We start from the raw sequence: 25,867 nt of genomic DNA on the forward strand, positions 1-25,867 counted from the left end.
TCAGACCCAGCCGCGCTTCGCCGCGGCCACCCCGAGCTCGAAGCGGCTGGCGGCGTCGAGGCGTTCGGAGAGGTTGGCGGTGATGCGCCGCGCGGTGCGGAGGGAGATGCCTAGGAGGCGAGCGACCTGCTCGTCTTTGGCCCCGCCGGCGAGAAGGCGCAGTACCTCGGCCTCGTGCGGGGTGAGCGGGGCGTCGTTGTCGCGCTCGTCTGGGTCGAAGAGGTCACTTGCCCGAGACCAGTAGGCGTCGAAGAGTGCCAAGGCAACTGACACGACTGCCGGACTCCGGTGGATCACCGCGCCGGCGGTCGGGTTTGCCGGATCCATCGGCATGACGGCGATCTCCTGGTCGAAGATCAGTAGGCGCATGGGGATCGTCGGGGTCGCCCTGACCTCGCCGCCCAGGCGGTGGATCATCGCCGCGTAATCCATCGCCTGCTTCGACGTGGTCATGCTTTGCAGATATACCGTCCGCATCCGGAGTCCTCGCTCCAGCAGCGGTAGATCTGGCGAGCGTTCCAGCGGTTGGACAGCCTCATCGACGTGCGCGGGCAGCAGACCCCAGAACGTCTCCCTAGCCTTGAGGCCGAGCTCCTCGATCCTGCGGGACGCGTTGGCGCGCCCCTTGAGCACCTCGACATCGCCGCTGCTCCGAGAGGTGAGCAGTTCGTTGTACTGCTCCGCAATGACCTCGGCAGATGCCTCTGCATCCTTCAGTTCGCTCATCAATCTGCCGAGCTCGGCACGGCGCCGCTCTGCGAGGCCTGTGAGTCCCACTCGCGGATGCACGGCATGTTCGCCATCGGGGTTCGTCCACGTAGGCACGAGAAGCTCGAGGTGTCGAAGCTTCTCCATCAGTTCCGCAACCTCGGTCGCCGAGAGATTAACTAGCGCGGCAATCTGGTCAGGCGTACTGTCTGGGTGGTTGAGCAGGGCGTGATAGACCGCAAAGGTGGCTTCGTCCACCCCCAGCGGCTCGAGCACGTACTTCTCCTTCAGAGCTAGTCGGAACCGACCATATACAGAGTGCGTCAATAAAGAGCACTCGACAGTGGTTGTGAATTATTTCCGAAAGGACAAGGTGTGATCAAGAAGCTGCTGATCGTAGTCAGTTCGGCTCTGTTCGTCGCAGCGGCCGCCGCCCTCCCGGCGTCCGCGGCTGGTGGCAGCGAGCCGAGCTGCAACGCTGCAGGACTCTGCTGGTAGTCGGTGCGGTCATGGGGCGCTTCGGCGTCCCGTAGACTGTGGGTGTGGCTCGTGGCGATGGTCGGCTTACTCATGAACTCGACCCGCAGGATCTGGGTCCGCAGGATGCTTGTGGGGTGTTCGGGGTTTGGGCGCCCGGTGAAGAGGTTGCCAAGCTCACCTACTTCGGTCTGTACGCGTTGCAGCACCGGGGGCAGGAGTCGGCGGGGATCGCGGTCAGTAATGGGTCGCAGATTCTGGTCTACAAGGACATGGGGCTGGTCAGCCAGGCGTTCGACGAGGCGACTCTTGCCTCGCTCCGCGGGCATATCGCGATCGGCCACTGCCGGTACTCGACCACTGGTTCCAGTGTGTGGGCCAACGCGCAGCCGACGTTCCGGTCCACGGCGACCGGTTCGATCGCGCTCGGCCACAACGGCAACCTGACCAACACCAGCGAGCTTGCCGCCAGTCTGAACGGCGAAGGTGACCTGGATCTCGGTCTCGACGCCGACGTCGACCACGCGAAGGCGAACGCCAAGCACGGTGCGTCGTCCGACACCGACATCCTCACCTCGATGCTGGCCGGCTACCCGGACCTCACCATCGAAGAGGCCGCGGCCAAGATCCTCCCGAAGGTCAAGGGTGCGTACAGCCTGATCTTCATGGACGAGAACACCCTGTACGCCGCCCGCGACCCGCAGGGCATCCGTCCGCTGGTCCTCGGCCGACTCGAGCGCGGTTGGGTGGTCGCCAGCGAGACCGCCGCCCTCGACATCGTCGGCGCCTCCTTCATCCGTGAGGTCGAGCCCGGTGAGATCGTCGCGATCGACGCCGACGGCCTGCGCTCGACCAAGTTCGCCGAGCCGGACCCCAAGGGCTGCCTCTTCGAGTTCGTCTACCTGGCCCGCCCGGACACCCAGATCTCCGGCCAGCGGATCTACTCGACCCGCGTCGAGATCGGCCGCAAGCTCGCCCAGGAGCACCCGGCCGACGCCGACCTGGTGATCGCGACCCCCGAGTCCGGCACCCCGGGCGCGATCGGGTACGCCGAGGAGTCCGGCATCCCGTACGGTTCCGGCCTGGTCAAGAACGCGTACGTCGGCCGCACGTTCATCCAGCCCAGCCAGACGATCCGCCAGCTCGGCATCCGCCTGAAGCTGAACCCGCTGCGTGAGGTGATCGAGGGCAAGCGCCTGGTCGTCGTCGACGACACGATCGTCCGCGGCAACACCCAGCGCGCCGTCATCCGGATGCTGCGCGAGGCCGGCGCCAAGGAGATCCACGTCCGGATCACCGCGCCGCCGGTGAAGTGGCCGTGCTTCTACGGCATCGACTTCGCGAGCCGCGCGGAGCTGATCGCCAACGGGCTGAACACCGAGGAGATCTGCCGTTCGCTCGGCGCCGACTCGCTCGGGTACATCAGCCTGGACAACTTGGTCGAGGCGACGACGGTCCCGAAGGAGCGGCTCTGCCGGGCCTGCTTCGACGGCGTCTACCCGGTCGCACTGCCGGAGCCCGAGCAGCTCGGCAAGCACCTGCTCGAGGAGCCGGCGCGGACCGACGTGGACGGGTTGGCGACGATCTCCGGTGGTGGCGGCGCGGCCGACGCGCTCAGCCGGCCGTAGCCCGTCCGGACCGGTCGGCGTGGTGTGTCAGCCGGTCCGTCAGACTGGGCGGGTGACGCCGGAAGTACGCCGTACCGGCCGGACAGCTGTCGTATCGAGGAGAGAACGTGAGCGAACGGGCGAGCTACGCCGCCGCTGGGGTCGACATCGAGGCCGGTGACCGGGCCGTCGAGCTGATGAAGGAGTGGGTGGCGAAGGCGACCCGCCCCGAGGTGGTCGGTGGGCTCGGCGGATTCGCCGGCCTGTTCGACGCGACCGCCCTGACGTCGTACCGCCGGCCCCTGCTGGCGACGTCGACGGACGGGATCGGGACCAAGGTCGCGATCGCGCAGAAGCTGGACAAGCACGACACGATCGGGTTCGACCTGGTCGGGATGGTCGTCGACGACCTGGTCGTGTGCGGCGCGGAGCCGCTGTTCATGACTGACTACATCTGCACCGGCAAGGTGGTCCCGGAGACGATCGCGCAGATCGTGAAGGGCATCGCGGAGGCCTGCGTCGAGGCCGGCACGGCGCTGGTCGGCGGCGAGACGGCCGAGCACCCGGGTCTGCTGAAAGCAGATGAGTACGACGTGGCCGGCGCGGCGACCGGTGTGGTCGAGGCGGACGAGGTACTCGGCGCGGAGCGGGTGCGCGCGGGGGACGTCGTACTGGCGATGGCGTCGTCGGGACTGCACTCGAACGGGTACAGCCTGGTCCGGCACGTGTTCTTCGACCGCGCGAAGTGGACCTTGGACCGTGAGGTGCCGGAGCTCGGTACGACGCTGGGCGACGTGCTGCTGACGCCGACACGCGTGTACGCCAAGCACTGCCTGGAGCTGATCCAGGAGCTGAACGACGGCGAGGACCGCCCGCTGCACGCGATGTCGCACATCACCGGCGGCGGCTTCGCGGCGAACCTGGCGCGGGTCATCCCGGCCGAGCTGTCGGTCCGGATCGACCGGTCGACCTGGACGCCGGCGCCGATCTTCGGGCTCGTCGGACTGCTGGGCGATGTCGCACTGCCCGAGCTGGAGAAGACGCTGAACATGGGCGCCGGCATGGTCGCAGTACTCGACCCGTCGGCCGCCGATGCGGCGATCCAGGCGTTGGCCGCCCGCGACATCCCCGCCTGGGTATGCGGTGAGGTCACCGCAGCTCCCGGCGGCACCGTCGCACTGGAAGGCGCGTACGCCAAGTAAGCCGACCGGCTGTGCATCCCAGCACCACCTGGGAGCGGCTCTGGAACGAGCTGTCCGACGCCTCGGGCAGCTACGACCGCTGATCCGCCACAGGTGGTGCTGGTGTGATGGAACTCGTCGGACGCACGGTGAACTGCTCAGGCACCCCGATGGGCGCTGAGCAGCTCAGCCGGGCTGATGTTGCTTACCGACGGGGGTGGTAGTCGTCGGCGTCGTAGTCGTCGCCGTCGTTCTCGCCGTTTGCAGAACGGTCGCCACCCTGGTCACCGGACAGCTCACGCTTGAGCTGGTCCAAGTCGGTGTCCCAGGTGCGGTACTTCAGGTCGCGTGCGACCTTCGTCTGCTTGGCCTTTGCACGGCCGCGCCCCATAGCGTCGACCCCCTCGCACAAGTCAACCGGGTACGCTGCGTGGCGCCCACGGATCAGTCGTCAGTAATCGTGGTTCAAGGATACCCGGAGCGCGGGATCGACACACGCACCGCCCCCGTCCAGAGGTCCGATCACAGCATCGATAGGGCGGGCCGATCCCCTCTAACCGGCCCGCCCCACCGCGTCCGGCCCCGCTACTTCACCTCGCGACGTGAGCTAGCCCACAGTCCGACGATGGTCGGAAGCACGATCCAGACCCCGACCGCGGTCAGCGTCTCGGGCACCATCCCGTGCAGATCGCGCTCCGCGATCCGGCCGAGTGCGCCGAACACGTCCAGGTAGTTCGCGTTGTCCTTGAACAGCGCCGGCCCGGCCAGCGACCATGCGGTCGGCGCGATGAAGAAGGCCAGGATCGCGACCGCGGTCTGCGGGATGACCGCACCGAACGCGGCACCCATCACGACGTTCAGGGCCACAGTCAGGTAGGCCCCGGCGAGCTGCCCGCCCAGTCCGGCGTACGACGCAGCGTGGTCGGTGACTCCACCGGCGAGCGCAGTGCTGGCGAGCGCCAGCGCGACGACCCCGGTCATGACGACCACGCTCAGCACGACGGCCGAGACGAACTTGGCCAGCTGCACCCGGACCCGGCGCGGAGACAGCGTGAACGTGGTCAGCGCGGTCCGCTGGGTCCACTCCGACGTCATCGCCATCACGCCGATCACCGGCAGCAGCAGCATGACGCCGGTGGATGCGGCGCCGAGGAAGCCGTCGAAGCCGGCCGCTCCCTGCGGCAGGTGGGTGATCTGCCAGGCCAGCGCAGCCAGCGCGACCAGCAGGATCGCGGCGATCAGGACGCGGCCGCTCCGGGTGTTGACGGATTTGCGTAGTTCGATTGCAACTAGTTTCAGAAAAGACTGGCCGCGGGCGGGCGGGAGCGCGGTGGCTACCTCGGCCCGGTGCTTGGCCGGTGCGGTGGTCGGGACGTCTTCGGTCACGGTGGTCATAGCGATGAGCTCCTGAAGAGAAGTAGGTGTGATCAGGCGGCCACGGCGGCGGGCGCCGCGGTCAGCTGGAAGAACAGGTCCTCCAGGCCGGCGCCGTCGCTCTGGCGGAGTTCGATCAGGATCTGACCGGCAGCGGCGGCGGCGCGCCCGACCTGCTCGGCGGTGGCGTCGACGCGCAGCGAGCCGTCGGAGAGCGGCTCGAGGTTCAGACCGGCCGCGGTCAGGGCCTCGTTCAGGCCGATCAGGTCGAGGCCGCGGACCAGCGTGCCGGTCCCGGCGAGCAGCTCGTCCAGCGAGCCGTTGGCGACGATCCGGCCGCCGCCGATGACGACCAGGCGGTCGACGGTCGCCTGGACCTCACCGAGGAGGTGGCTGGACAGGATCACGGTGCCGCCGCGAGCGGCGAAGTCCTGCAGCAGCCCGCGCATCCAGCGGATGCCCTCCGGGTCCATCCCGTTGGCAGGCTCGTCGAGGATCAGTACGGCGGGGTCGCCGAGCAGCGCGGCCGCGATGCCGAGCCGCTGCCGCATGCCGAGCGAGTACTGACCGACGCGGCGCTTCGCGGCGTGGCTGAGTCCGACCGCCTCGAGCATCTCGTCGGCGCGCGTCTTCGGCACTCCGAGCAGGCTGGCGTTCAGCAGCAGCGTCTCGCGGCCGGTCCGGCCCGGGTGCTGCGCAGCGGCGTCCAGCATGACTCCGACGACCCGGCCCGGGTTCGGCAGGTCGGCGTACCGCTTGCCGGTGATGGTCGCGGTGCCGGAGGTCGGTGGCGTCAGGCCGGTGAGCATCCGCAGCGTGGTCGACTTGCCGGCGCCGTTCGGGCCGAGGAAGCCGGTGATGCTGCCGGGCTGAACGGTGAACGACACGTCCTGGACAGCCGTGGTGCTGCCGTAGCGCTTGGTCAGGTTCTCGACGGTGATCATGACATCGAGTCAACCGTCACCGACCCCTCCCGCACATCGGACGAGCGGCTGCGGTCACCCCCTACGAAAGTTGTCCGAAGCGGCCCGGAACCCACCCGGAAGGGGGACGTGATCGCGTCGACCGTCGAACTACAGTGACGGAATGCGACGGTTGCGCCGGTGGTACGCCTGGTGGGTCAGGCATGCCGCGCGCGTGCGTGACTTCCTGTACGTCGCCTTCAGCCTGCTCACGATCGTCGCGCAGGCCGCGTCCGGCGGTCACTGGACCGCCAAGGACTGGTACGTCCTGGGCGCGGGCATTGTTGCCTCCGTCGCCCTACTCTGGCGTCGCCGCTTCCCCGTCACGGTCACAGCTCTCACCGTTGTCGCGATGCTGACCGGCGGGATCTTCGTCCCGATGGGCCTCGCCCTGCTGACGCTCTCGATCCGTCGCCGCGATCTGGCGCTGGCGATCCTCGGCCTCGCGTCGTACGCCGCCTATGTCCTGAACACCTGGGGTGGCAAAGGCTCGATCTGGGTGTCCATCTTCACCGGCCCGTTCCTGGTCGGCGCCTGGATAGCCGTCGGTGCGTACGTCGGCGCTCGTCGCGACCTGATGGCATCGCTGCGGGACCGGGCCGAGCGCGCCGAGGCCGAGCGCGAGCTCCGTAGCGAGCAAGCCCGGCTGGGCGAGCGCGCCCGGATCGCCCAGGAGATGCACGACGTCCTCGCCCACAAGGTCTCGCTGATCGCCCTGCATGCCGGCGGTCTCGAGGTGAACCCGGCCGTCGGCGCGGAGAAGGTCGAAGGCTCGGCCAAGCTCATCCGCGAGACCGCACGGCAGGCCATGGAGGACCTCCGCGAGGTTCTCGGCGTACTGCGGACCGACGTCAGCGTGGCCGGTGCGGACCTGGCGCCGGTGCCGCAGGCGGCCGATCTGGAGCGCCTGATCGAGGCCTCCCGCGACGCGGGCGTGACCGTCGGGTACGACGTTGCGCTGCCGGACGACGTACCGGATTCGGTCGGGCGGACCGTCTATCGGCTGGTGCAGGAGTCGCTGACCAATGTCCACAAGCACGCGCGCGGCGCGGCGACCGAAGTACTGGTCGATGGCGCTCGCGGTGAGGGCGTGACGGTGAGGGTGACGAACGTACGACCGGTGGCTGCTGGTTCACTGCTGCCTGGCGCCGGTGCGGGCCTGGTCGGGCTGCGCGAGCGGGTGCAGCTGGTCGGTGGCCGACTGACCACCGGGCCGACGATCGAAGGCGGCTGGCGGGTCGAGGCCTGGCTGCCGTGGGACGACCGCAAGCAAGATGCCGAGCCTGTGCTCCTGGACGAAGCGATGAAGGGGAACGATGACGCGGCTGCTGATCGTTGACGACGAGGCGCTGGTGAGGGCCGGGCTGAAGATGATCCTCGAGTCCGACGACGAGCTCGAGGTGGTCGCCGAGGCCGACGACGGCGCGGATGCCGCGGCGATGGTGAAGGAGCACCGGCCGGACGTCGTACTGATGGACATCCGGATGCCGCGACTGGACGGGCTGGCCGCGACGCGGGAGGTGCAGGCGCTGCCGGATCCGCCGAAGATCGTCGTACTGACGACCTTCGACCTGGACGACTACGTGTTCCGTGCCTTGCAGGCGGGAGCCAGTGGGTTCCTGCTCAAGGACACGCCACCGCGCGAGCTGGTCCAGGCCATCAAGGTCGTCGCGGCCGGGGACGCGATGCTGTCGCCGGCGGTGACGCGGCGGCTGATCGGGCACTTCGCCGGCGACCCGCGGACGGACCGGCGACGGGTGGCGCGCGAGCGGATCAGCAAGCTCACCGAACGCGAGCGGGAGGTGCTGGTCGAGGTCGGCCGCGGCCTGCAGAACGCCGACATCGGCCGGAAGCTCTTCATGAGCGAGGCCACCGTCAAGGCGCATGTCTCGCGGGCGCTGGTGAAACTCGATGCCACCAACCGCGTGCAGATGGCGATCCTGGCGTACGAAGCCGGTCTGCTCGACGACTAGTCGCGGGAGAAGAAGTACCAAGCGGTGACGGCCACGGTAACGACGGTGAGCGCGATCAACACGGGGTAGTACCACCCCGGCGCGCTGTGCCAGATGAAGTTCTCCTGCCCGGAGAAGAAGACGCGCCAGAAGGACTTCCCGGTGGCGTGCGCCTTCTCGGACACGCCTTTGACCGTGCCGTAGAAACCTGTCGCCAGCGTGACGACCCACAGCAGCCCGGTCAGTGCCTTCACTCCCCAAGAATAGGAAACCGGCCCGGCCGTCGGAGGGGTGGGGGATCGACGGCTCGGACCGGTTTCATGGCCAGCGTGCCTGGGGGGATAGGACGCTGACGACCAGCGGCACCCGATGGGGGGAAGGGCGCCGCCGGTCAGGACTCAGATGCGGCCGAAGGCCACGCTGCTGGTCCAGATCTTCGCCTTGGCGACCGGACGACCCGGCTTCGAGGCGTGCCACAGCATGTTCCCGCCGGCGTAGATGCCGACGTGGTACACGCCGCCGCCACCGCTGCGGAAGAACACGAGGTCACCCGGCTTGGCGGCCTTGCGGCTGATGTGCTTGGTCGCGCTGTACTGCTGGCGCGACGTGCGCGGCAGCTTGTGGCCGGCCTTCTTGTACACGTAGCCGGTGTAGCCGGAGCAGTCGAAGCCGCGGGTGGTCGTGCCGCCGTAGCGGTACGGCGTGCCCTTGAGCTTGGCCGCCTCCCGGAGCACCTTGGCCCGGAAGGTGGTGGTGCCGCTCGATGCGCTGGCGCCGTACTTGCCGTAGAGCACCTTGTGCTTGGCGGCCCAGGTGAGCCGGCCCCAGGTGTTCTTGTCCATGTAGCCGGTGGCCTTCAGGCCCCAGGACGCCTGGAACTTCTTCAGCACGCGAACGGTGCTGGAGCCGAAGTAGCCGTCCGGGCCGAGGTGCAGCGCACGCTGCACGTACTTGACGGTCGGGCCGGAGTCACGGAACCGGAGCAACGGCCGGCTCGGGATGCTCATGTGGCCGCGCTGCTGAGCAGCGGTCATGGTGGCCGCGGACGCGGTCGCCGGGGTGGTGCCGATGCTGAGGGCGGCTCCACCGGCGACAGCGAGGCCGACCGAGAGTACGGCGGCTGCGGCACGGGGCGCCGCGGGCTTGCTGGTGGTCCTACGGTGCTTCGCCAGGGTCCGGCCGGTAGGCCGGTCGGTACTGGAAAGCTGGCTGACGGCGCGCGAAAGCGACGTCCGTCGGGCAGTGACGGGCATGGTTGTCTCCCGACGCCTGTGAAGTTAGCTGTCGGGTTCGGGCTGGGATTCATAGCCCGGTCCGCTCCCGCGGACTTCACCCCAGGGTTTCGACCACTCACGGTCGAGACCCAACTTCCTGGGTCCCCCACCCCTGCCATGGTTTTCGAGGGGAGCACATGGGCCCTGGCAGGGCTCGGCGTTGACCCACGTGCGGTTCGTGTTGTTTACCGAACCGCCGACGACTGTATAACAGGATGATCACGACGCAAACCCTCAGATCCACAAAGACCCTCCCGAATGCCTCTGAGAGGGCATCTGACGGATCAGCAAGCCTGGGTGAACACCAGGTGTCCTGAGCGCATCTGAGCGGGGCTGAGGCGGGAAATGAGGGCCTCGGTGTGACCTCGGTCACAATCGATGGTGGCTGTCTGTGACAACGGGCACAGAGGGTGGTCAGGGCACCCTAAAATCCTTGCGAATTCAGCTATTTTCCGAGGAGCTCGCGGAACCGCTCCAGGCCCACGTTCCCGCCCGACAGCACCACTCCGACGCGCTCCGGCGTCCCGTGGATCCGTCCGGCCAGCAAGCCGGCCAGCGCGCTCGCCCCGCTCGGCTCCAGCACGATCTTCAGCCGCTCGAACGCGAACGCCATCGCGGCCACGATCTCCTCGTCGCTGACCAGCTCGAACGACTCCACCAGCCGCCGGTTCACCGCGAACGTCAGCTCGCCGGGCGTCGAGATCGCCTGCCCGTCCGCGATCGTCCGCGGTACGTCGATCTCCACGCGCTCGCCCGCGGCCAGCGACCGGGCGTGGTCGTCGCCCGCGGCGGGCTCGACCCCGATCATCCGGATCCCCGGGCTCATCAGCGTCGCCGCGGTCGCACAGCCGGCCATCAGCCCGCCGCCGCCGACCGGGACCAGCAGCGCGCCCAGGTGCCCGACCTCCTCGAGCAGCTCGAGCGCGACCGTCCCTTGCCCGGCCATCACGTCGTAGTTGTCGTACGGCGGGATCAGCGTGCGCCCGCGTTCGGTCGCCAGCTCCTGCGCCAGGGCGGCCCGGTCCTGCGTGTAGCGGTCGTACGTGACCACCTCAGCGCCGTACCCGCGGGTGGCGGCGACCTTCGTCGGCGGCGCGTCCTCCGGCATCAGGATCACCGCGCTCGCGCCGGCGAGCTGCGCCGCGAGCGCGACCGCCTGCGCGTGATTGCCCGACGAGTACGCCGCGACGCCCGCCCCGAGCTGTTCCGGGGTGAGCCGGCTGATCGCGTTGAACGCGCCCCGAAACTTGAACGCACCGATCCGCTGGAAGTTCTCGGCCTTGAGGAACACCTCCGCCCCGACCCGCTCGTTCAGCGTTCGCGACGTGAGGACCGGCGTACGGTGGGCGACACCCTTCAGGCGCTCTGCGGCGGCCCGGACATCTGTGAGACTCAGCACGATCCGAACTTATCCGCGGGCGATGTCAAAGTGCGGCGGCCCGCTCCGTACTGATGAACGAGAGGCACCCACTCCGGGGGCCGCGGGTGAAGGAGAAACCGTGAAGTACCTACTGGTCCTGAACATCAACCCCGACGTGATCGCCGCGCTGCCCCAGCAGGAGCAGGAGGCGATCGGCTCCGGGCACCAGAAGTTCATGGACACGATCAAGGCCTCGGGCGAGTTCCACAGCACGGTCGCGCTGCAGCAGCCCGCGCAGTCCGCCGTCGTCACGGTCCGGGGCGGCCTCCCGGCGGTGACCGACGGGCCGTTCGTCGAGTCGAAGGAGTTCCTCGGCGGCTACTACCTGGTGGACGTGGCGTCCCGGGAACGCGCGCTGGAGCTGGCCGCGATGATCCCGGACGCGGCGATCGAAGGCCTCGGCGTCGAGGTCCGCGGTGTCGAGTTCGCGGACGGGCTCTGAGACAAACCAAGGGGGTTTCTCCGCCGGATCGGTGGAGAAACCCCCTTGTTTTCTTGACGTTTCAGTCAGTCTGGTCGTCGATGTTCGCCTCGCCGGCGTTCCGCTTGATCGAGTCGATCCCGTTCAGCGCGGACGCCTTGGTCTTGTAGCTCTCGCTGCTGGTCGCGATCACCTCGCCGTTGCCGGCCTTCAGACGAAACCGGAACTCGCCGGACTTGTCCTTGTACAGCTCGAACTTCCCCGCCATCGATGTACCTCCATAGAGAGTGGTATCGCTCCGTTTCGGAGCGTAGTCCTCTCCGGCCCGTGGTGGGGTGCGTACACGCCCTACGCGCGGAGGCCGCGGATGCCCGCGACGACCAGGTCGAGGCCGATCTCGTAGTACCGGTCCCGGGACTCCGGGCAGATCAGCGCGCCGGCGGCGGACGTGATCAGCGGGTATCGATCGGGGGAGAGCGCGCCCAGGGATGCTCGCTTCCGGCGCAGCGACGCCTCGCGGGCCTCGGGGTCGCTCACCTCGCGGGCGATCGGGTCGGTGGTCACCAGTGAGATCAACGAGCAGATCGCCTGCCGGCCGACCTCTGCCGCGTCGTCGACGGCGAAGCCGCCCTCGGTCAGCAGCTCCAGCGCCCGCTCGGCCAGCGCCAGCCCGGGCTCGGCGATCAGGATCCGCGGCAGCGTCATGTCCGCGAGCCGCGGGTGCGCGCGGAGTGCGGTCACGAACGCGGTGAGCAGCTTGTGGAGCTGCTTGTCCCACCGCTCGTCGTTCGGCTCCGGGAGTACGACGTCGGCCAGGATGCGGTCGCCGATCGCGGCCAGCAGGTCGTCCTTGTCCTTGAAGTGCCGGTACAGCGCCATCGGCGTGACGTCGTGTTGCGCGGCCAGCTTCCGGAACGAGACCGCGGCCGGTCCTTCGTCGTCGGCGATGGCCAGCGCGCTGTCGACGACCTTCTCCGGATCGAGGCGACGGGAGGTCTCTTTGATGATCACGTTGACAAGTCTACACCGTAGACCTAGTGTCTACTCCGTAAGCTTACGGCGTATACATACAGCGTAGACTCTCAACCGAGTGAGGTACGGCAATGCGACGCAGTCCTTGGGCCACCCTGGCGGTGCTGGCTCTAGCGCAGTTCATCGTGGTGCTCGACGTGACGATCGTGAACGTCGCGTTGCCCCACATCCAGGCGGACCTGCACTTCTCCGCCGATTCCCTGCAGTGGGTCATCAACGCGTACACACTGCTCTTCGGCGGCTTCCTGCTCCTCGGCGGGCGGATGGCCGACCTGCTCGGTCCGCGCCGCGTGTTCACCGCGGGCCTCGTGCTCTTCGGCGCGACCAGCCTCGTCGCCGGCCTCTCCAACTCGCCGGAGTTCCTCATCGGTGCCCGTGCGATCCAGGGTCTTGGTGGAGCGCTGCTGTCACCGGCGGCGTTGGCGATCCTTACGATGACCTTCGCGCACGGACGTGAGCGGAACATCGCGATGGGCGTCTGGGGTGGTCTAGCCGGTCTTGGCGGCACGCTTGGCGTGGTCGCAGGCGGCGTACTCGTGGATTCGCTCAGCTGGCAGTGGGTCTTCTTCGTGAACGTGCCGATCGTGATCGCGCTGATCGCCCTGATCCCGGTCTTCGTCCCGGATATGCGGCACTCGACGGGTCGCCGTACGTTCGACACCCTCGGCGCGGTGCTCGGCACGGCTGGACTGATGTCGGTCGTGTACGGCGTGGTCCGGTCGGAGCCGGCTGGGTGGGGATCGTTCGAGGTCATCGGCGTACTGACTGCTGGTGTGCTGCTGCTGGCGGCGTTCGTTGTGGTGGAGTCGCGGTCGGCTGCTCCGCTGGTGCCGCTGCGACTGTTCCGGTCGCGGGCGTTGAGTGTGTCGGGTGCGACGTTGGCGCTGAACGGTGCCGGGTTCCTGTCGATGTTCTTCCTGACTGCTATCTACCTGCAGCAGGTGCGTGGCGACACTGCGCTCGAGGCCGGCGTCCACTTCCTGCCGATGGGCGGCGCGGCGATCGTCGGTGCGGTGCTGGCGTCGCAGTTGGTGCAGCGGCTCGGCACGCGGACGGTCCAGCTGGCCGGTGCGGTCCTCAGCGTTGTCGGACTGCTCCTCCTGTCGCAGGCCGACGCCACCGGTAGCTACAGCTCGCAACTCCTGCCCGGCCTGATCATCTTCGGCTTCGGCATCATCGGCGTCGGCGTACCCGGCCAGATCAACGCCGTCTCCGAAGTACGCCCCGCCGAAGCCGGCGCTGCTTCCGGCGTGGTCAACGCGATGTACCAGGTCGGCGGCGCGCTCGGCCTGGCGATCGTCACTACCCTCTCCATCTCCCACACCACCAACGAACTCACCCACGGCGCGACTCAGCTCCAGGCTCTCCAGTCCGGCTACGAACGCGGCCTCCTCGCGGCAGCAGCCTTTGCCGTAGCCAACGTTCTGCTGACCCTGGCATCACCCCAGCTGCAGCCCACCTCGGAGCAACTCACCGAGGCGACCGCAGCGGCATAAGTTGCTCAGGGCAATATCCGGCCGGGCCCTTTGCGGGCCCGGCCGGATTGCTTTGCCCCGAGTGGTCTAACCGGGTCATTCCCGGGGCGATCCCCGATGTTTGTGATGTTCCGTGCGGGGAGGGTTGGAGGCTCGGACGGAACAAGAGGAGATCGGGATGCTGGTTCAGGGAATGGTTGCGTTGGTGACGGCCGCGGTGACCGCGGTTGTGCCGGCTTCTGGAGGTGCTGACTTGCAGAAGGGGCTCGACGGGGTGGCGTCCATCGGCGCGTTGGCTGAGGTGCGGAACGGTGCGCAGGTTTGGCGGGGGAGTAGCGGGGTTGCGGAGTTGGGGACCTCGCGGAAGGTGCCGGTGGATGGGCGGTTCCGGGCCGGGAGTATCACGAAGACGTTCGTTGCCACCGTCGTACTGCAGTTGGTTGCTGAGGGCAAGATCCGGCTGGATGACTCGGTGGAGCGGTGGTTGCCTGGCGTTGTGCCGAACGGCGAGAACATCACCGTGCGCCAATTGCTCAACCACACCAGCGGTTTGTACGACTACAAGAACACGTTGCCGATGCCGCCGAGCGAGGAGTTCTACGCGCTTCAGTACCGGACCTGGACGGCGAGCGAGCAGATCGAGCGGGCGCTGGCGAATCCGCCGGTGTTCGACAAGCCGGGTTCGCAGTACAACTACTCCAACACGAACTACCTGCTGGTCGGCGAGATCATCAAGAAGGTCACCGGCCGGACGTACTCCGAGGAGATCGAGCGCCGGATCATCCGCCCGCTCGGACTGCACGGTACGACGATGCCCGGTGCGTCGACGCGGATCCCGGGGCCGCATCCGCATGGCTACGTGCCCAAGGACGGCGGCCAGCTCGACTTCACCGAGATGAACCCGACCCTGTTCGGCGCCGGCGGCGACATCATCTCGACGACCCACGACCTCAACCGGTTCTTCGCGGCCCTGCTCGGCGGGCATCTACTCCCGGCTCGACTGCTCAACGCGATGAAGCAGCCCGGAACCGAGGGCGGTACGTACGGCCTCGGCCTGTCCTGGCACAAGACCGCGTGCAATGTCCGTGTCTACGGCAACGACGGCGACGCGCTGGCGTACCAGGCCTATTCGTTCTCCACTGCGGACACCCGCCGGCAGGCAACCATCGCCGTCACACCGCACCTCCCGACCAACCCGGACGCCACCGTCGACATCTTCCTCGACAAGGCGTTCTGCTCGTGACACGTTGACCCCATGACTCGCTTCACTGACGAACAGATGCGTGCAGGGCTGAGCACGACCCGCGAGTACACGGTCGTGCTCCTGGAGGAAGGACCGCAGTACGGCAAGGAGGGCGCCGACGCGATCGTCTGGGAGCACGGCCGGCGCAACTTCGAGCTTCGGGCGGACGGTCTGCTGAACATCGTCTGCCCGATCCGGGACGACTCCCCGCTCTGCGGCGTCGGCATCTTCCCGGGTACGGCGGACGACGTACGACGGCTGATGGACGACGACCCCGGAGTCCGGGCCGGGGTGTTCACCTACCGGATCCACCCCGCCCGGAGCTTCCCCGGAGATGCCCTGGGAATGTGAGATTGTCCGGCAATCGGTTTGGCCCTCCGGCGAAACGGCGACACTGGGATGGATGCGTTGCTGCCGTCGACCGAGGGGGACCGGGACCTTGGAACTCGCCACGCTCGATGCCGACGACTGGCCCATCGCCCGGGAAGTTCGCCTCCGGGCGCTGAAGGATTCCCCGTCGGCGTACATCTCGGAGTACGAGGACGAGGTGGCGGTGGGCGAGGACGGCTGGCGGGAACGGTTCACCCGGATGCGATGGATCGTGGCTCGTCACCAGGCGCGGGTGATCGGCCTGGCGAGCTCGGTCCGCGTCGACAGCCGGCCGCCGTACGAGCGGCATGTCGAGTCGGTCTGGGTCGATCCGCGGCATCGGCGTACGGGGATATTGCGGGCGATCTTCGGCCATCTGACCGAGGTCGAGCCGGACGTCACCGAGTGGCGGGTGTGGGTGCTGGATACGAACTTCGTGGCGCGCGAGGTCTACGAGCGCCTCGGATTCACGCCGACCGGCGAATGGCAGCCGCTAGCCGACGGTTCCGGTCGGCTCGAGATCCGCCTGCGTCTTGACGCGCCGCGGCGGCCTGGCTGAGACGCCGTACCCACAGGAAGCCCAGGTCTGCAGTCCGAGCTCGGCCAACGCGTCGCGCTCCGAAAGCTCCGACGTGTAGCGCCACAAGACCTGCTCCCACTGCAGTTCGTCGTCCTGCCACTTCTCGATGAAGTCCACGCAGAGCTCCGGCGTGATGGTCAAAGCCCGCTCCATCGCGACCCGCAGGGATTCGCGTGCGTCCAGGATCTTCAGGTAGTTGGCCGGGTTTGCCGACGGCTGGGCGTGGGACAGCGCAGCGATCGTCTCGGCGATCGTCTCCAGCCGGATCTCCGTGAACTCCCGCCAGTGACCCATCCGGGTCGCGGCCGCCAACTGCTCCTTGAAGGTCCAGTGCCGGGTGCTCTCGAACAACGCGTACAGGCCCTCGGCCAGCAGGTCGCCGAACTCCTCGCGATCCGCGCGTCCCGGGTCCGCGAACGGCTGGTACTTCGCTTGCCGGACCTCACCGATCTTCGGCAAGGACCGCTCGGCCGCGTGCCGGGCAAAGAAGAACCAGTCCTCGTTGTAGACGTCCGCGAAGAACGACAGACCCGGGTGCTGCAAGTTGACGCCGAGGGCCGCACCGCTGACGAAGACGTCCTGCTTGAACCCTGCGAGTCGTCGAGCGTGGCAGACCACCGAGTTGTCCGGGAAGTACCGGCTGACCATCGACGCGACGGGGTGCCGGTCGAGGTAACCGCTCAGGCGCTCGACGTCCCACGGGTTGAACTGGCTGATGTCGTCGTCGACGAAGAGGATCTTGTTCCAGCCGCGCATCCGGCCGAGCAGGAGGCCGATGTTCCGCTTCGCGCTGAGATCACTCGAGCGGCCGGCCGATGCCTCCTTGAACTCCGAGCCGGAGGTCAGCGGAGCGTCGTGCGGAAGTTCGTAGTTCTCCGGCACCTCGACGACGAGCGCCCTGGCGCCGAATGTCCGTTCCACCCGGCGTACTACCTGCCCGACCTGGGCCTGCCTGCTGCACAGGATGACGAGCGGCACGGACAGTGTCGCCGACAGGGTGATGACGTCTTGCAGTGCAGATGCCGGCCGGGCGGCCGGGACGACTATCGCGTCCAGTCCGCTGCGCGCGGCCGGCGCCGCACTCGCGGCGGAGACGTCGCGTAACAGCGACGCATGAGATTGGCCGTGCTTGAGCTGACGGCTCATTCGTCCTCCTCCTCGGGGGACCACTCGTAGAGTCGGTTCTCCGGGACTTCCAGATCGGGGGTGATGGCCTCGCCGTTGATCACTGGCACGCGCAGGAGCAGACCGAAGATGCCGCCCGGGAACCGATTCGCGAGGAAGGCCTCGTTACGTTCGCGGACGGCGTCGTCGGTGAGCGTTCGTACTGCGCCCAGGACACCGCGGCTGTAGACGCCATTGCAGATAGTGATGGTCCGGCTGTGATTGAAGGGATTGCGAAGCCGGGCGAGAAGGGCCACGTCCTCGACGAGCTCGCGAGGAGTCTCGCCTTTCCAGGCATCCTGGGCCTGGACCGCCTCAAGCTCCGCCTTCGACGGTGCATCCGCGTCGGCGTCCTTGAGCTCTTCCCACAAAGGCCGGTACTCGCGGCCGTCGCGCGATCGGAAAATCTCGCCGTCGGCCAGGTCCGCGACGGACATCTGCCGGATCGGCAGTTGGTCCAGTACTCGCAGCAGTCGGCCGGTGACCTGGTTCCAGGCGATGCCGCCGAGCAATATGAGGTGACCGGACAGATGGTCCGCGCTCACCTCGGAAGGAATCTGGTGTCGCGTGCGGAGCTCCGGGTTGGAGGCGCGCACATGGCCCCACATCTCGATCAATGCGTCGAGGTCGGCGTATCTGTACAACCTCGTGTAGTTCGGATTGCCTTCCTCCGCGAGCGGAGAACGTCCATCTGCTGGAGCTTCCGGGCAGACCAGCGTGATCGGCCCTGATTCGAAGTCGAACGTGTACGAGCCGCCGGTGGGTGACTCGACCTGATGACGGACCGAGTCCCGCAGCGCGACGAGCTCACGGTGGAGAGTCCTGAAACGGTCCCGCTCCGCTGCGTCCAGATCCTGCTCCCGCGGCAACCGCGTCGTACCTTCCGGAACGACGGACTTCGCGAACAGCAGCGCATACCCTCGCAGCCGTTCTTCCGGCGGCAGTTTCGGATTGGCCTGTGACTCCCACGAGCTGATCGTCGCCACCGCGACCCGGGAGTCGGAGCTGAGCGCATGCGACAGATCCTTCTGGGTCAATCGCTGCGACTCGCGGAGTTCCCGAAGTCTCCTGGCGAGTCGTACGGCCTCTGGTGAGGGGGCCACTGTCACTCCCGAAATCTGCTCAGCCAATTACGGGTGTCAAGGATCCGGCTGATCCTATACCCGCCTCTACCCGACTCCACTGACTACATCTGAACCCCGCACCGGAGATCCTCCGATGCCCCGCGACGCTCAGATTCGTCGACTCTCTGCGTTTCCCCGATCACAGCCGGTGCACCACGAGCCGCAGTACACCATCGCTCTACCGTAGTACCGAACTCGACCTGAATCCAACTGAACCCGCACAATACGCCGAAATATGCCAGATCTCGGCCCCGTCTCAGCTGGCGACCCCCGATATTCCAGTGACGTCAGTGGTCTTACCCGCCATGATGGCGCGGTGGACGAGGTCAAAGTCGTAGTTGCCCACAGCGAACGAGCCACCCTGCAGGTTGGTGATGTGTTCCTCAAGATCGACTCGGATCAGACGAACATCGACGTCGAGGTCGAGGCGATCGCCCTGGCGCCGATCCCGACTCCGCAGATCTTGTGGCGCCGGCCGCCGGTGCTCGCGCTCGCCCGCGTCCCCGGGATGGCGCTTGGCAAGCTAGGCGAACCCTCGCCCGCATCGCCGGCCGCATGGGCCGCGGCAGGCGCCGCCATACGAACCCTGCACGACGCACCCCTCCCACCTTGGCCCGGCGGCAACCTCGACGACATCACCGAGCATCTAGACAGCGAATGCGACTGGCTCATCTCCAGCGGCACCCTTCCCGCCGACCTGGTCAAACGCAACCGCGAGGTAGCCGAAGCCGCCCTCCGCCCCTGGACCCCGGCCTTCACCCACGGAGACCTGCAAATCACCCACGTCTTCGTCGAGAACGACCAAGTCACCGGCGTCATCGACTGGTCCGAAGCAAGCCAAGGCGACCGCCACTTCGACCTGGCCACCCTCACCCTCGGCCACGAAGAAGTCCTCCCCGACCTCCTCGCCGGCTACGGCACCGACGTAGACGTCGACGTAATCCGCGGCTGGTGGTCCCTCCGAAGCCTAAGAGCCTCCCGCTGGCTCGTAGAACACGGCTTCGACCCCAACTCCCCAGGCTGCGAATTCGACGTACTACGCGCACGGATGTAAGCCAGCACCTACTTCCAGAGCCTCGACACTTCTCCGATCTGGCTCCGCAAGTCGAGTGTGTCCACCTGGATGCGGTGATCGGCATGAGGCGGATTCGCCGCATCCGCCTCATGCAACATCCGAAACTCATCCTCAGTCAGCCAGACCTCGCGAGAAGCCGCCCGCCGCCTCGCCTCCACCAAGCCGACCTGCAGATGCACGATGACGCACCCCGGCAGCTCTCTTCTATACAGATCACTGGTCTCCGGCGTCAGCACATCAGCAATAACAACTTCGATGCCCACAGCCACAAAACCCCGAGCCAAGCCACATGCGTTAACCACCCCGAGCCGCTGCTGCTCGTGCCCTTCCTCGCCCTCCCACGGCGCCGCAGCCCCCGCAACAACCAACTGACGCACATCATCCACATCAACAAAGGCACATCTACTTCGGCCTTCTGCCAGAGCCCGCCCCGTCACACTCTTACCCACCGCAGGCCCACCCGTAAGAACCAACGGCGGAAGAGTCATACCTCAACCGACCCAGGTTGGGGCGAGTGTGGACGCGTGAAACTCCACGCGGTAGTTCATTGTTGGTCGGGCCAACCAGGGATCGCTTGCTCGGCCGGCACGAACTCGTCGGTTCGATCTTCGCGCGTGGCCTGCATCGCCTCATCGAAGCCAGGAGCGGAGTAAGCAACTGCTCGCATCCGCCAGAGTTGGAGGACGTCGCGCAGTTGCTGGAAACGCCAGACTTCGTGGGCGGCGTCGAGCGCACTGTGGTACTCACTCAAGAACTGTTCATGCCACCGTGCCGGCAACAGCCGAAGGATCTCACTCGGATCCTCCGGCGAGCTCTGCATCGGCTGAGCGGTCATGCCAACAGACTACTCGGAGCCAAGTTTGTGGGTATCAAAGTTATCCACACCGCCACGCTGCAATCGTCGTCAATCTTCAGAGGGACATACGAGCCTCGAGCAAGCTCATGACGGCTGGAACGGCGCGATCGGGCTTCGTAGCCAGTACGCGTGATCAGGGTCACCTAGATGGGTGGCCTGGCATGCGTCGTCGATCGCGCGATAAGCGCGCACCCGCGGGCGATAAGCCCGCAGACGCCGCGATGAGCGGCAGGTTTGCCGGCGATGAGCCGGAGGGTGGGCGGGAGCTCGCGGAGTGGGCGTTGAGGAGCGGAGCGACGAAGAGAGCCCCGCGTAGGGTGCGTGGGAAAGAAAAATCCCTCCCCGGTGTGCGGAGAGGGTGTGGTGGTCAGGGGCGGTCTCGAACCGCCGACCTTCCGCTTTTCAGGCGGACGCTCTACCAGCTGAGCTACCTGACCGGGGAGAAAATTCGGCGGCGGTGTTGGACACCGCCGCCTTCTCCTGGCGACCCAGACGGGACTCGAACCCGCGACCTCCGCCGTGACAGGGCGGCACGCTAACCAACTGCGCCACTGGGCCAAATGACTCGACGATCGTACAGCATCTTCGAGCTAGTTCTTGCACCGGCCTTTCGGCCGTATCCCCAACGGGATTCGAACCCGCGTTACCGCCTTGAAAGGGCAGCGTCCTAGGCCACTAGACGATGGGGACTCGGACCCGCGGGAGCCGAAGCTCCAGGGACAGCCGTAAGCATAGAGGGTTTGGGCCGCGGCTCCAAAACGAGATAACCAGGGTGCGCCGTACGCCGCAGGTGGTCGGCGTACGGCGCCCTGGGAGGGGGCCGCGAAGGGCCCGGGATCAGCTGGTCGCGTCAGGCGCGATCAGCCGCGGATAGTGCGCGGCGAACAGGTGGAACACGACCAGCGACGGCAGCACGCGGTTGCGGGGCGGGATCGTGACGGCGACGCCGTACCCCCACAGGGATGCCTTCATTCGCTGGTTGGGTGTGCCGTGGTGGCCGTCGGCGGTGAAGCCGCAGTCGCCCAGCTGGTAGAACATCTGGCTGAAATCGCGGACCTCGCGCAGGCCCATCCGCTCGCCCCGCGCGTGGGTGAGGAAGTACCCGCTGAACGAGTCCGCCATCAGCTCCGCCCACCGGGACGCCTCCGGCCCGGGCAGCTCCGGCCGCATCAGCGAGTCGGCGAACTGGACCTGGTGACCGAACTCATGCCCGAGGATCGCCTGCGGCGCCACGTTACCCAGACCGACCCGCGCAAACCCCTCCATCACCCCGTCGCCAAAGGCGATCCGCTTCGGCGACTTCCCGTACCCCGGGATGTCCTCGCCGCCCGGCGTCGCGTACGCGTTGAACGTGAAGATCGGCAGGTCGCCGTACCCGAGGGCCGGGCTGTTCAGCTCGTGCGCGACCAGATCGGCAGAGACACGCGACTGCGCCGGGTCGAGACCGTAGAGCACCGTGAAGACGCGGTAGTTCACGTCGGCGTTCAGCATCGACCGACCGTGCGCCGGCACCACCGAGACACCACGCGACGGGATGTCCCAGAACTTCTGCAGGTCCTTGAAGGTGCGGTTGACCGTGTGCGTGTACTGGCCGTGCGAGCCGAACGTGTACGGCCCCGGCTGCGGCAGGTACGCCGCGTCCATTAGCGCCATGTTGAAGATCAGCACATGCAGTACGGCGAGCGCCTGCTCCTGCGTCCAGCCCGTCGTGTCCGGCAGGATCGCGGCGACGACCGGCGGGGTGGCGTCGGAGCACTTGTACTGCGTCGGGTCGATCGCGTCGAGCACGGCCTCCTGGACCGGGTTGTCGTGCAGCCCGAGCTTGGCCTTGACGGCCTCGGCCCGCTGGCGCAGCGCCGGCAGTTCGTCGGCGAGCTGCTGGAACTTCGGGTCCAGCTTGTGCGGTACGGCGCCCTGCACCAGGGCGACCGGGCCGGGTGAAGGAGCGGCGGTGGCGGCCGAGGGGACTGCGAGACCGAGCGTGAGGCCAAGGGCGGCGACCACTGGCCAGATCAGGCGTTTTCTCATCGGGGACTCCTGCGAAACGCATGGGGGATGTGGGCGGCATCAGTATTTGCCGGGCGCGGCGGCCGGTACGAGCGTTCGGACCTGTCAGAAACCGGCATGGCGAGAAACTGTCGCCCGGTGGTACACAAGGGCATGGAAGCGCTCCAGGCACTCGGCCTGACCCCTTCGGCCGAGGCGCTCCTCGTGCGGCTCATGCAGCACCCAGAGACCTCGCCGACGGATCAGGACCCGGTCGAGGAGCTAATAACCCTGGGGCTGGTGGAGCAGATCGACGGCGCTCTCGTCGTACGTCCGCCGCGGCTGGCCATGGACGCGCTGGCCGAGCGGCACACCAAACAGGCCGCCCTGGCCCGCGAGAGCGCTGATCTCCTGACAGAGCTGTGGAAATCTGCCGCCGGCCGGCAGGACTACCTCGAGATCCTCCCGACGTACGCCGCCTCCCAAGCGGTGCTGAACTCCGTCCAGAAGGACGCACAGGAGCACGTACGGGCGATGACGATGGGCAACCTGGCCGCCCGTGAGCTGAAGATCGTCGAGGGCATGTTCGACGCGCTGGACCGTGGCGTCCGGTACGACGTGATCTACGGCGCGCACGTCCTCCAGGACGGCAATGCCCTCCACATGGTCCAGTCCTGTATCGAGGCGGGCGAGCAGGCCCGCGTGTTCCCGCACGTGCCGCTGAACATCACGATCGTCGACGACCGCTGGGCACTCGTCGGAGCCCGTGCCGAGGTACGGCGGGGGCCCGAGTTCGTCGCCCTCGTCGTACACGATTCCCCGCTGCTCCGCGGGCTGGAACGGATCTTCGAGGCGCTGTGGCGGATCGCCGTACCGATCACGAGCGGGACCGAACTGAACGACGTGACGGCCGGGCCGAGCCTGGACGCGAAGCGGCTGCTGACCTACCTGAGTGCGGGGCTGACCGACGAGTCGATCGCGCGTGAGTTCGGGGTGAGCGAGCGGACGATCGCGCGAAGGATCGGCCGGTTGCAGGAAGCGCTCGGAGCCCAGACGCGGTTCCAGCTCGGCGTACAGGCGTCGCGTCAGGGGTGGTTGTAGGTCACTACGCTGGAGGCGTGATCGAGATAAGCCGGGCCAACTTCGAGGCGCTGGTCTCCGACGCGCTCGACGAGATACCCGAAGAGCTCGCGCTGCTGATCGAGAACGTGGCGGTGTTCGTCGAGGATGATCCGCCGCCCGGCGATCCCGAGCTGCTCGGGATCTACGAAGGCATCCCGCTGACCGAGCGCGGGCACGAGTACGGCGGCGTCCTGCCGGACCGGATCACGATCTACCGGAACCCGACGCTGGCGATCTGCGACACGTACGGCGACGTCCTCGACGAGGTGAACATCACAGTGGTGCACGAGATCGCGCACCACTTCGGCATCGACGACGCCCGACTCCACGAGCTGGGCTACGGCTAGCGGTTGAACAGCAGCTTCCACGGCATCAGCGCCGACTCGAGCTGCACCTTCAACGACATCTTCGAGACGCCCTCGGTGCGCTCCTCGAAGCGGATCGGCGTCTCGGCGATCTTCAGGCCGCGCTTGACCGTCCGGTAGTTCATCTCGACCTGGAACGAGTACCCGTTGCTCGCGATCGACGCGACGTCGATCCAGCGCAGGGTGTCCGCCTTCCACGCCTTGAAGCCGGCCGTGGCGTCCTTCACGTGCAGCCGCAGGATCGCGTTCACGTAGAAGTTCGCCCAGGCGGACAAGGCCCGTCGGTGCCAGCCCCATTCGGCGGCCGCGGAACCGCCCGGGACGTACCGCGAGCCGATCACCACGGCGGCGTCCGTCGTACGCAGCATCTCGACCATGGTCGGGATCACCGACGCCGGGTGGGACAGGTCCGCGTCCATCTGGATGACGATGTCGGCACCCTCGTCGAGCGCACGGGTGATCCCGGCGACGTACGCGCGGCCCAGGCCGTCCTTGACGGTCCGGTGCAGTACGCCGACCTTCTCCGGCGACTCCTTCGCCAGTTCGTCGGCGACGTCGCCCGTACCGTCGGGGGAGTTGTCGTCGACAACGAGAAGCTCGAGGCCGGGCAGGTTCAGGTCGGACAGGAGTCCGGCCAGCACGGGCAGGTTCTCCCGCTCGTTGTAGGTCGGCACCACGACCACGATCTTGGCTAGCTCACCCATGACTTTCCTTTGTCGGAGACACCGAAAGCTACCGTATCCGCCGACCACAGCTGACCTCAGAGCTCGGCGAGTGCCTCCGCGACCGTGCTGTAGATGCGGAACTGGCCGCCGAGACCGGTGACGCTGAGAGGGCGGTCGACCGGCCGGCCGACGCCGACCAGGGCCAGCGTGATGTTCTGCTCACCGGCCAGGTTGCGCGCCTCGACCAGGTTGCCGAGGCCGGCCGAACTGCAGAACGTCACGGCCGAGAGCTCGATCAGCACCAGCCGGGCCGGTGGCGCGACGGCGGCGCGGATCGCCTCGGCGGCGAAGTCGGTGCTGGCGATGTCGATCTCACCCGACAGTCTGACCAGCAGGACGCCAGGTGTCAGCTCCTCGGTCACCGCGTCGAAGGTGGTTCGGATCATCTCGCCGTCACGCGGCTCTGGGTGGCTGGTCACGCCGATATCTCCCCGGGTAGCGCCACGAACGCAAGGTCCTGGCGGAGTGGAACTGCCCTGCTCTCACCGTATGCCTGAACGCGCAGGCATAACAACGGGTCTGCCACGGATGACCCCGGAGCGTGACCTCGGACCTGCAAACGCTCCAATGTCAAGCAAACGAAGGACCCAGCACGGTGATACACAGGACGACATGGGCGTTCTCGACGGCAAGGCGGCTCTGATCACCCAGGATCTGCTCGAGGCAGTCGACGCCGCCGCCGATCCGGCCGTGGCGGAGGTGCTCGCGCGCTACTTCCAGCTCCAGCCCGGCGGATACGGCCATGGAGACCAGATGGTCGGCGTCAAGCTGTCGACGATCCGCGGCATCCTCAAGCCGTACCTGCAGGTCGGCCTGCCGCTGCCCGAGCTCGAGCACGCCCTGACCAGTCCGATTCACGAGCACCGCCTGGCAATCCTTTGCCTGCTCGCCGATCGTGCCGCACGCGCCCTCAAGCCGCGTACGGCGAACCCGGCTGAGCTGACCGCGATCCACGACCTGTACCTGCGGAGTACGGCGTACATCAACAACTGGGATCTCGTCGACTGCAGTGCTCCGCAGGTCGTCGGCGGGTACCTGTTCGACAAGCCCCGGGACGAGCTCTACACGCTCATCCGTTCGAGCAGCCTGTGGGAGCGCCGGATCGCGCTGGTCGCCACGCAGTTCCTCATCGGTCAGGGTCAGACCGACGACACCTTCCGGCTGGCGGCCGAGGTGCTCGACGACAAGGAAGACCTGATCCACAAGGCGTCCGGCTGGATGTTGCGCGAGGCCGGCAAACGCGTCTCCGAGGCCGAGCTCCGCGACTTCCTCGACGAGTACGCGACCCGGATGCCGCGCACGATGCTCCGCTACGCGATCGAACGCCTCGACCAGGTCAGCCGCAAGCACTACCTCGGCCTGCGCTAGACAAAGT

30 protein-coding genes, 3 tRNA genes and 1 riboswitch are annotated in these 25,867 nt (G+C 67.3%); of the genes, 14 read left to right on the forward strand and 19 right to left on the reverse strand.

From position 1 onward, the window contains the following. Positions 1–984: a helix-turn-helix transcriptional regulator gene (locus FDA38_RS01365; protein ID WP_233714458.1), complete on the reverse strand. Its 984-nt coding sequence runs from the start codon at positions 982–984 to the stop codon at positions 1–3. Positions 985–1,083: 99 nt separating this feature from the next. Here FDA38_RS01365 and FDA38_RS43350 point away from each other — a divergent pair, with 99 nt between their 5' ends. The 3 genes from FDA38_RS43350 to purM all read left to right on the forward strand — a co-directional run bounded on the left by FDA38_RS43350 (position 1,084) and on the right by purM (position 3,994). Continuing rightward, on the forward strand, positions 1,084–1,206 hold the full coding sequence (locus FDA38_RS43350) for a hypothetical protein (RefSeq protein WP_267901731.1): 123 nt from the start codon (positions 1,084–1,086) through the stop codon (positions 1,204–1,206). A 44-nt stretch (positions 1,207–1,250) separates the two neighbouring features. Then, the gene (gene purF, locus FDA38_RS01370; protein WP_137252240.1) at positions 1,251–2,813 is read left to right on the forward strand and encodes an amidophosphoribosyltransferase; all 1,563 of its coding nucleotides are present in this window, start codon (positions 1,251–1,253) and stop codon (positions 2,811–2,813) included. Positions 2,814–2,920: 107 nt separating this feature from the next. After that, on the forward strand, positions 2,921–3,994 hold the full coding sequence (gene purM, locus FDA38_RS01375) for a phosphoribosylformylglycinamidine cyclo-ligase (RefSeq protein ID WP_137252241.1): 1,074 nt from the start codon (positions 2,921–2,923) through the stop codon (positions 3,992–3,994). A 184-nt stretch (positions 3,995–4,178) separates the two neighbouring features. On the opposite strand, the gene FDA38_RS01380 is transcribed toward purM, so the two are convergent. The 3 genes from FDA38_RS01380 to FDA38_RS01390 form a co-directional block, all read right to left on the reverse strand. After that, positions 4,179–4,364, reverse strand: a complete 186-nt coding sequence (locus FDA38_RS01380) for a DUF3073 domain-containing protein (protein WP_137252242.1) — start codon at positions 4,362–4,364, stop codon at positions 4,179–4,181. A gap of 194 nt (positions 4,365–4,558) precedes the next feature. After that, a complete protein-coding gene (locus tag FDA38_RS01385; protein WP_137252243.1) occupies positions 4,559–5,368 on the reverse strand; it encodes an ABC transporter permease in 810 nt (269 codons plus the stop codon). A gap of 32 nt (positions 5,369–5,400) precedes the next feature. Further along, a complete protein-coding gene (locus FDA38_RS01390; RefSeq protein ID WP_137252244.1) occupies positions 5,401–6,291 on the reverse strand; it encodes an ABC transporter ATP-binding protein in 891 nt (296 codons plus the stop codon). A gap of 142 nt (positions 6,292–6,433) precedes the next feature. Here FDA38_RS01390 and FDA38_RS01395 point away from each other — a divergent pair, with 142 nt between their 5' ends. Continuing rightward, entirely contained in the window at positions 6,434–7,648 is a 1,215-nt protein-coding gene (locus FDA38_RS01395; protein ID WP_137252245.1) for a sensor histidine kinase, read from the forward strand. Then, complete coding sequence (locus FDA38_RS01400) at positions 7,626–8,282, forward strand: response regulator (protein ID WP_137252246.1); 657 nt, start codon at positions 7,626–7,628, stop codon at positions 8,280–8,282. Before FDA38_RS01395 ends, FDA38_RS01400 begins: the two co-directional genes overlap by 23 nt. Here FDA38_RS01400 and FDA38_RS01405 read toward each other — a convergent pair. From FDA38_RS01405 to FDA38_RS01415, 3 genes are all read right to left on the reverse strand, one after another. Continuing rightward, a complete protein-coding gene (locus FDA38_RS01405; RefSeq protein WP_137252247.1) occupies positions 8,279–8,515 on the reverse strand; it encodes a hypothetical protein in 237 nt (78 codons plus the stop codon). The genes FDA38_RS01400 and FDA38_RS01405 overlap by 4 nt on opposite strands. Before the next feature lie 144 nt (positions 8,516–8,659). Continuing rightward, complete coding sequence (locus FDA38_RS01410; protein WP_137252248.1) at positions 8,660–9,514, reverse strand: C40 family peptidase; 855 nt, start codon at positions 9,512–9,514, stop codon at positions 8,660–8,662. Continuing rightward, positions 9,514–9,681: riboswitch (cyclic di-AMP (ydaO/yuaA leader) on the reverse strand. Its footprint overlaps the gene before it by 1 nt. Positions 9,682–9,980: 299 nt before the next feature. Beyond that, complete coding sequence (locus FDA38_RS01415; protein ID WP_137252249.1) at positions 9,981–10,934, reverse strand: pyridoxal-phosphate dependent enzyme; 954 nt, start codon at positions 10,932–10,934, stop codon at positions 9,981–9,983. 100 nt (positions 10,935–11,034) lie between these two features. On the opposite strand from FDA38_RS01415, the gene FDA38_RS01420 reads away from it, so the two are divergent. Then, positions 11,035–11,397, forward strand: a complete 363-nt coding sequence (locus FDA38_RS01420) for a YciI family protein (RefSeq protein WP_137252250.1) — start codon at positions 11,035–11,037, stop codon at positions 11,395–11,397. A 61-nt stretch (positions 11,398–11,458) separates the two neighbouring features. Here the strand turns inward: FDA38_RS01420 and FDA38_RS01425 are convergent, their stop codons facing one another. Continuing rightward, the gene (locus FDA38_RS01425; RefSeq protein ID WP_137252251.1) at positions 11,459–11,644 is read right to left on the reverse strand and encodes a YegP family protein; all 186 of its coding nucleotides are present in this window, start codon (positions 11,642–11,644) and stop codon (positions 11,459–11,461) included. 80 nt (positions 11,645–11,724) lie between these two features. Continuing rightward, a complete protein-coding gene (locus FDA38_RS01430; RefSeq protein ID WP_137252252.1) occupies positions 11,725–12,387 on the reverse strand; it encodes a TetR/AcrR family transcriptional regulator in 663 nt (220 codons plus the stop codon). Positions 12,388–12,479: 92 nt separating this feature from the next. Here FDA38_RS01430 and FDA38_RS01435 point away from each other — a divergent pair, with 92 nt between their 5' ends. The 4 genes from FDA38_RS01435 to FDA38_RS01450 all read left to right on the forward strand — a co-directional run bounded on the left by FDA38_RS01435 (position 12,480) and on the right by FDA38_RS01450 (position 16,054). Next, positions 12,480–13,904 (forward strand): DHA2 family efflux MFS transporter permease subunit, encoded by a 1,425-nt coding sequence (locus FDA38_RS01435; RefSeq protein WP_137252253.1) that lies wholly within the window; start codon positions 12,480–12,482, stop codon positions 13,902–13,904. 157 nt (positions 13,905–14,061) lie between these two features. Further along, entirely contained in the window at positions 14,062–15,126 is a 1,065-nt protein-coding gene (locus FDA38_RS01440; protein WP_202877514.1) for a serine hydrolase domain-containing protein, read from the forward strand. 12 nt (positions 15,127–15,138) lie between these two features. Then, a complete protein-coding gene (locus FDA38_RS01445) occupies positions 15,139–15,477 on the forward strand; it encodes a hypothetical protein (protein WP_137252254.1) in 339 nt (112 codons plus the stop codon). 88 nt (positions 15,478–15,565) lie between these two features. Then, entirely contained in the window at positions 15,566–16,054 is a 489-nt protein-coding gene (locus FDA38_RS01450) for a GNAT family N-acetyltransferase (RefSeq protein ID WP_170989547.1), read from the forward strand. Here the strand turns inward: FDA38_RS01450 and FDA38_RS01455 are convergent. After that, positions 15,989–17,221 (reverse strand): hypothetical protein, encoded by a 1,233-nt coding sequence (locus FDA38_RS01455; RefSeq protein WP_137252256.1) that lies wholly within the window; start codon positions 17,219–17,221, stop codon positions 15,989–15,991. The genes FDA38_RS01450 and FDA38_RS01455 overlap by 66 nt on opposite strands. Continuing rightward, on the reverse strand, positions 17,218–18,342 hold the full coding sequence (locus FDA38_RS01460) for an XRE family transcriptional regulator (protein WP_137252257.1): 1,125 nt from the start codon (positions 18,340–18,342) through the stop codon (positions 17,218–17,220). Before FDA38_RS01460 ends, FDA38_RS01455 begins: the two co-directional genes overlap by 4 nt. A 337-nt stretch (positions 18,343–18,679) precedes the next feature. Between FDA38_RS01460 and FDA38_RS01465 the strand changes: the two genes are divergently transcribed. Next, positions 18,680–19,417, forward strand: a complete 738-nt coding sequence (locus tag FDA38_RS01465) for a phosphotransferase family protein (RefSeq protein ID WP_137252258.1) — start codon at positions 18,680–18,682, stop codon at positions 19,415–19,417. Between the two features lie 8 nt (positions 19,418–19,425). Here the strand turns inward: FDA38_RS01465 and FDA38_RS01470 are convergent, their stop codons facing one another. The 6 genes from FDA38_RS01470 to FDA38_RS01495 all read right to left on the reverse strand — a co-directional run bounded on the left by FDA38_RS01470 (position 19,426) and on the right by FDA38_RS01495 (position 22,322). Further along, the gene (locus tag FDA38_RS01470) at positions 19,426–19,887 is read right to left on the reverse strand and encodes a nucleoside/nucleotide kinase family protein (RefSeq protein WP_137252259.1); all 462 of its coding nucleotides are present in this window, start codon (positions 19,885–19,887) and stop codon (positions 19,426–19,428) included. Positions 19,888–19,982: 95 nt separating this feature from the next. Then, positions 19,983–20,273 (reverse strand): DUF6247 family protein, encoded by a 291-nt coding sequence (locus tag FDA38_RS01475; protein WP_137252260.1) that lies wholly within the window; start codon positions 20,271–20,273, stop codon positions 19,983–19,985. Positions 20,274–20,655: 382 nt separating this feature from the next. After that, positions 20,656–20,731 (reverse strand) — tRNA-Phe (locus tag FDA38_RS01480). A 44-nt stretch (positions 20,732–20,775) separates the two neighbouring features. Next, a tRNA-Asp gene (locus tag FDA38_RS01485) sits at positions 20,776–20,852 on the reverse strand. Between the two features lie 59 nt (positions 20,853–20,911). Continuing rightward, positions 20,912–20,984: transfer RNA gene (locus FDA38_RS01490), tRNA-Glu, on the reverse strand. A 147-nt stretch (positions 20,985–21,131) separates the two neighbouring features. Continuing rightward, entirely contained in the window at positions 21,132–22,322 is a 1,191-nt protein-coding gene (locus FDA38_RS01495; RefSeq protein ID WP_137252261.1) for a hypothetical protein, read from the reverse strand. Between the two features lie 132 nt (positions 22,323–22,454). On the opposite strand from FDA38_RS01495, the gene FDA38_RS01500 reads away from it, so the two are divergent. Both FDA38_RS01500 and FDA38_RS01505 read left to right on the forward strand, forming a co-directional pair. Continuing rightward, positions 22,455–23,381, forward strand: coding sequence for a helix-turn-helix transcriptional regulator (locus FDA38_RS01500; protein WP_170989548.1), 927 nt, complete (start codon positions 22,455–22,457; stop codon positions 23,379–23,381). Between the two features lie 17 nt (positions 23,382–23,398). Further along, a complete protein-coding gene (locus FDA38_RS01505) occupies positions 23,399–23,749 on the forward strand; it encodes a metallopeptidase family protein (RefSeq protein ID WP_137252263.1) in 351 nt (116 codons plus the stop codon). Here the strand turns inward: FDA38_RS01505 and FDA38_RS01510 are convergent. Continuing rightward, positions 23,746–24,471 carry a polyprenol monophosphomannose synthase gene (locus FDA38_RS01510; protein WP_137252264.1) on the reverse strand — a complete coding sequence of 242 codons (726 nt, stop codon included), beginning with the start codon at positions 24,469–24,471 and terminating at the stop codon, positions 23,746–23,748. The two genes, FDA38_RS01505 and FDA38_RS01510, sit on opposite strands and share 4 nt — an antisense overlap. Positions 24,472–24,527: 56 nt before the next feature. Then, positions 24,528–24,911, reverse strand: a complete 384-nt coding sequence (locus FDA38_RS01515; RefSeq protein ID WP_137252265.1) for an STAS domain-containing protein — start codon at positions 24,909–24,911, stop codon at positions 24,528–24,530. Between the two features lie 193 nt (positions 24,912–25,104). Between FDA38_RS01515 and FDA38_RS01520 the strand changes: the two genes are divergently transcribed. Continuing rightward, a complete protein-coding gene (locus FDA38_RS01520; RefSeq protein WP_137252266.1) occupies positions 25,105–25,860 on the forward strand; it encodes a DNA alkylation repair protein in 756 nt (251 codons plus the stop codon). Positions 25,861–25,867: the final 7 nt, after the last annotated feature.

The sequence above is a fragment of the Kribbella jiaozuonensis genome, assembly GCF_005233875.1.
Classification (GTDB): Bacteria; Actinomycetota; Actinomycetes; order Propionibacteriales; family Kribbellaceae; genus Kribbella; species Kribbella jiaozuonensis.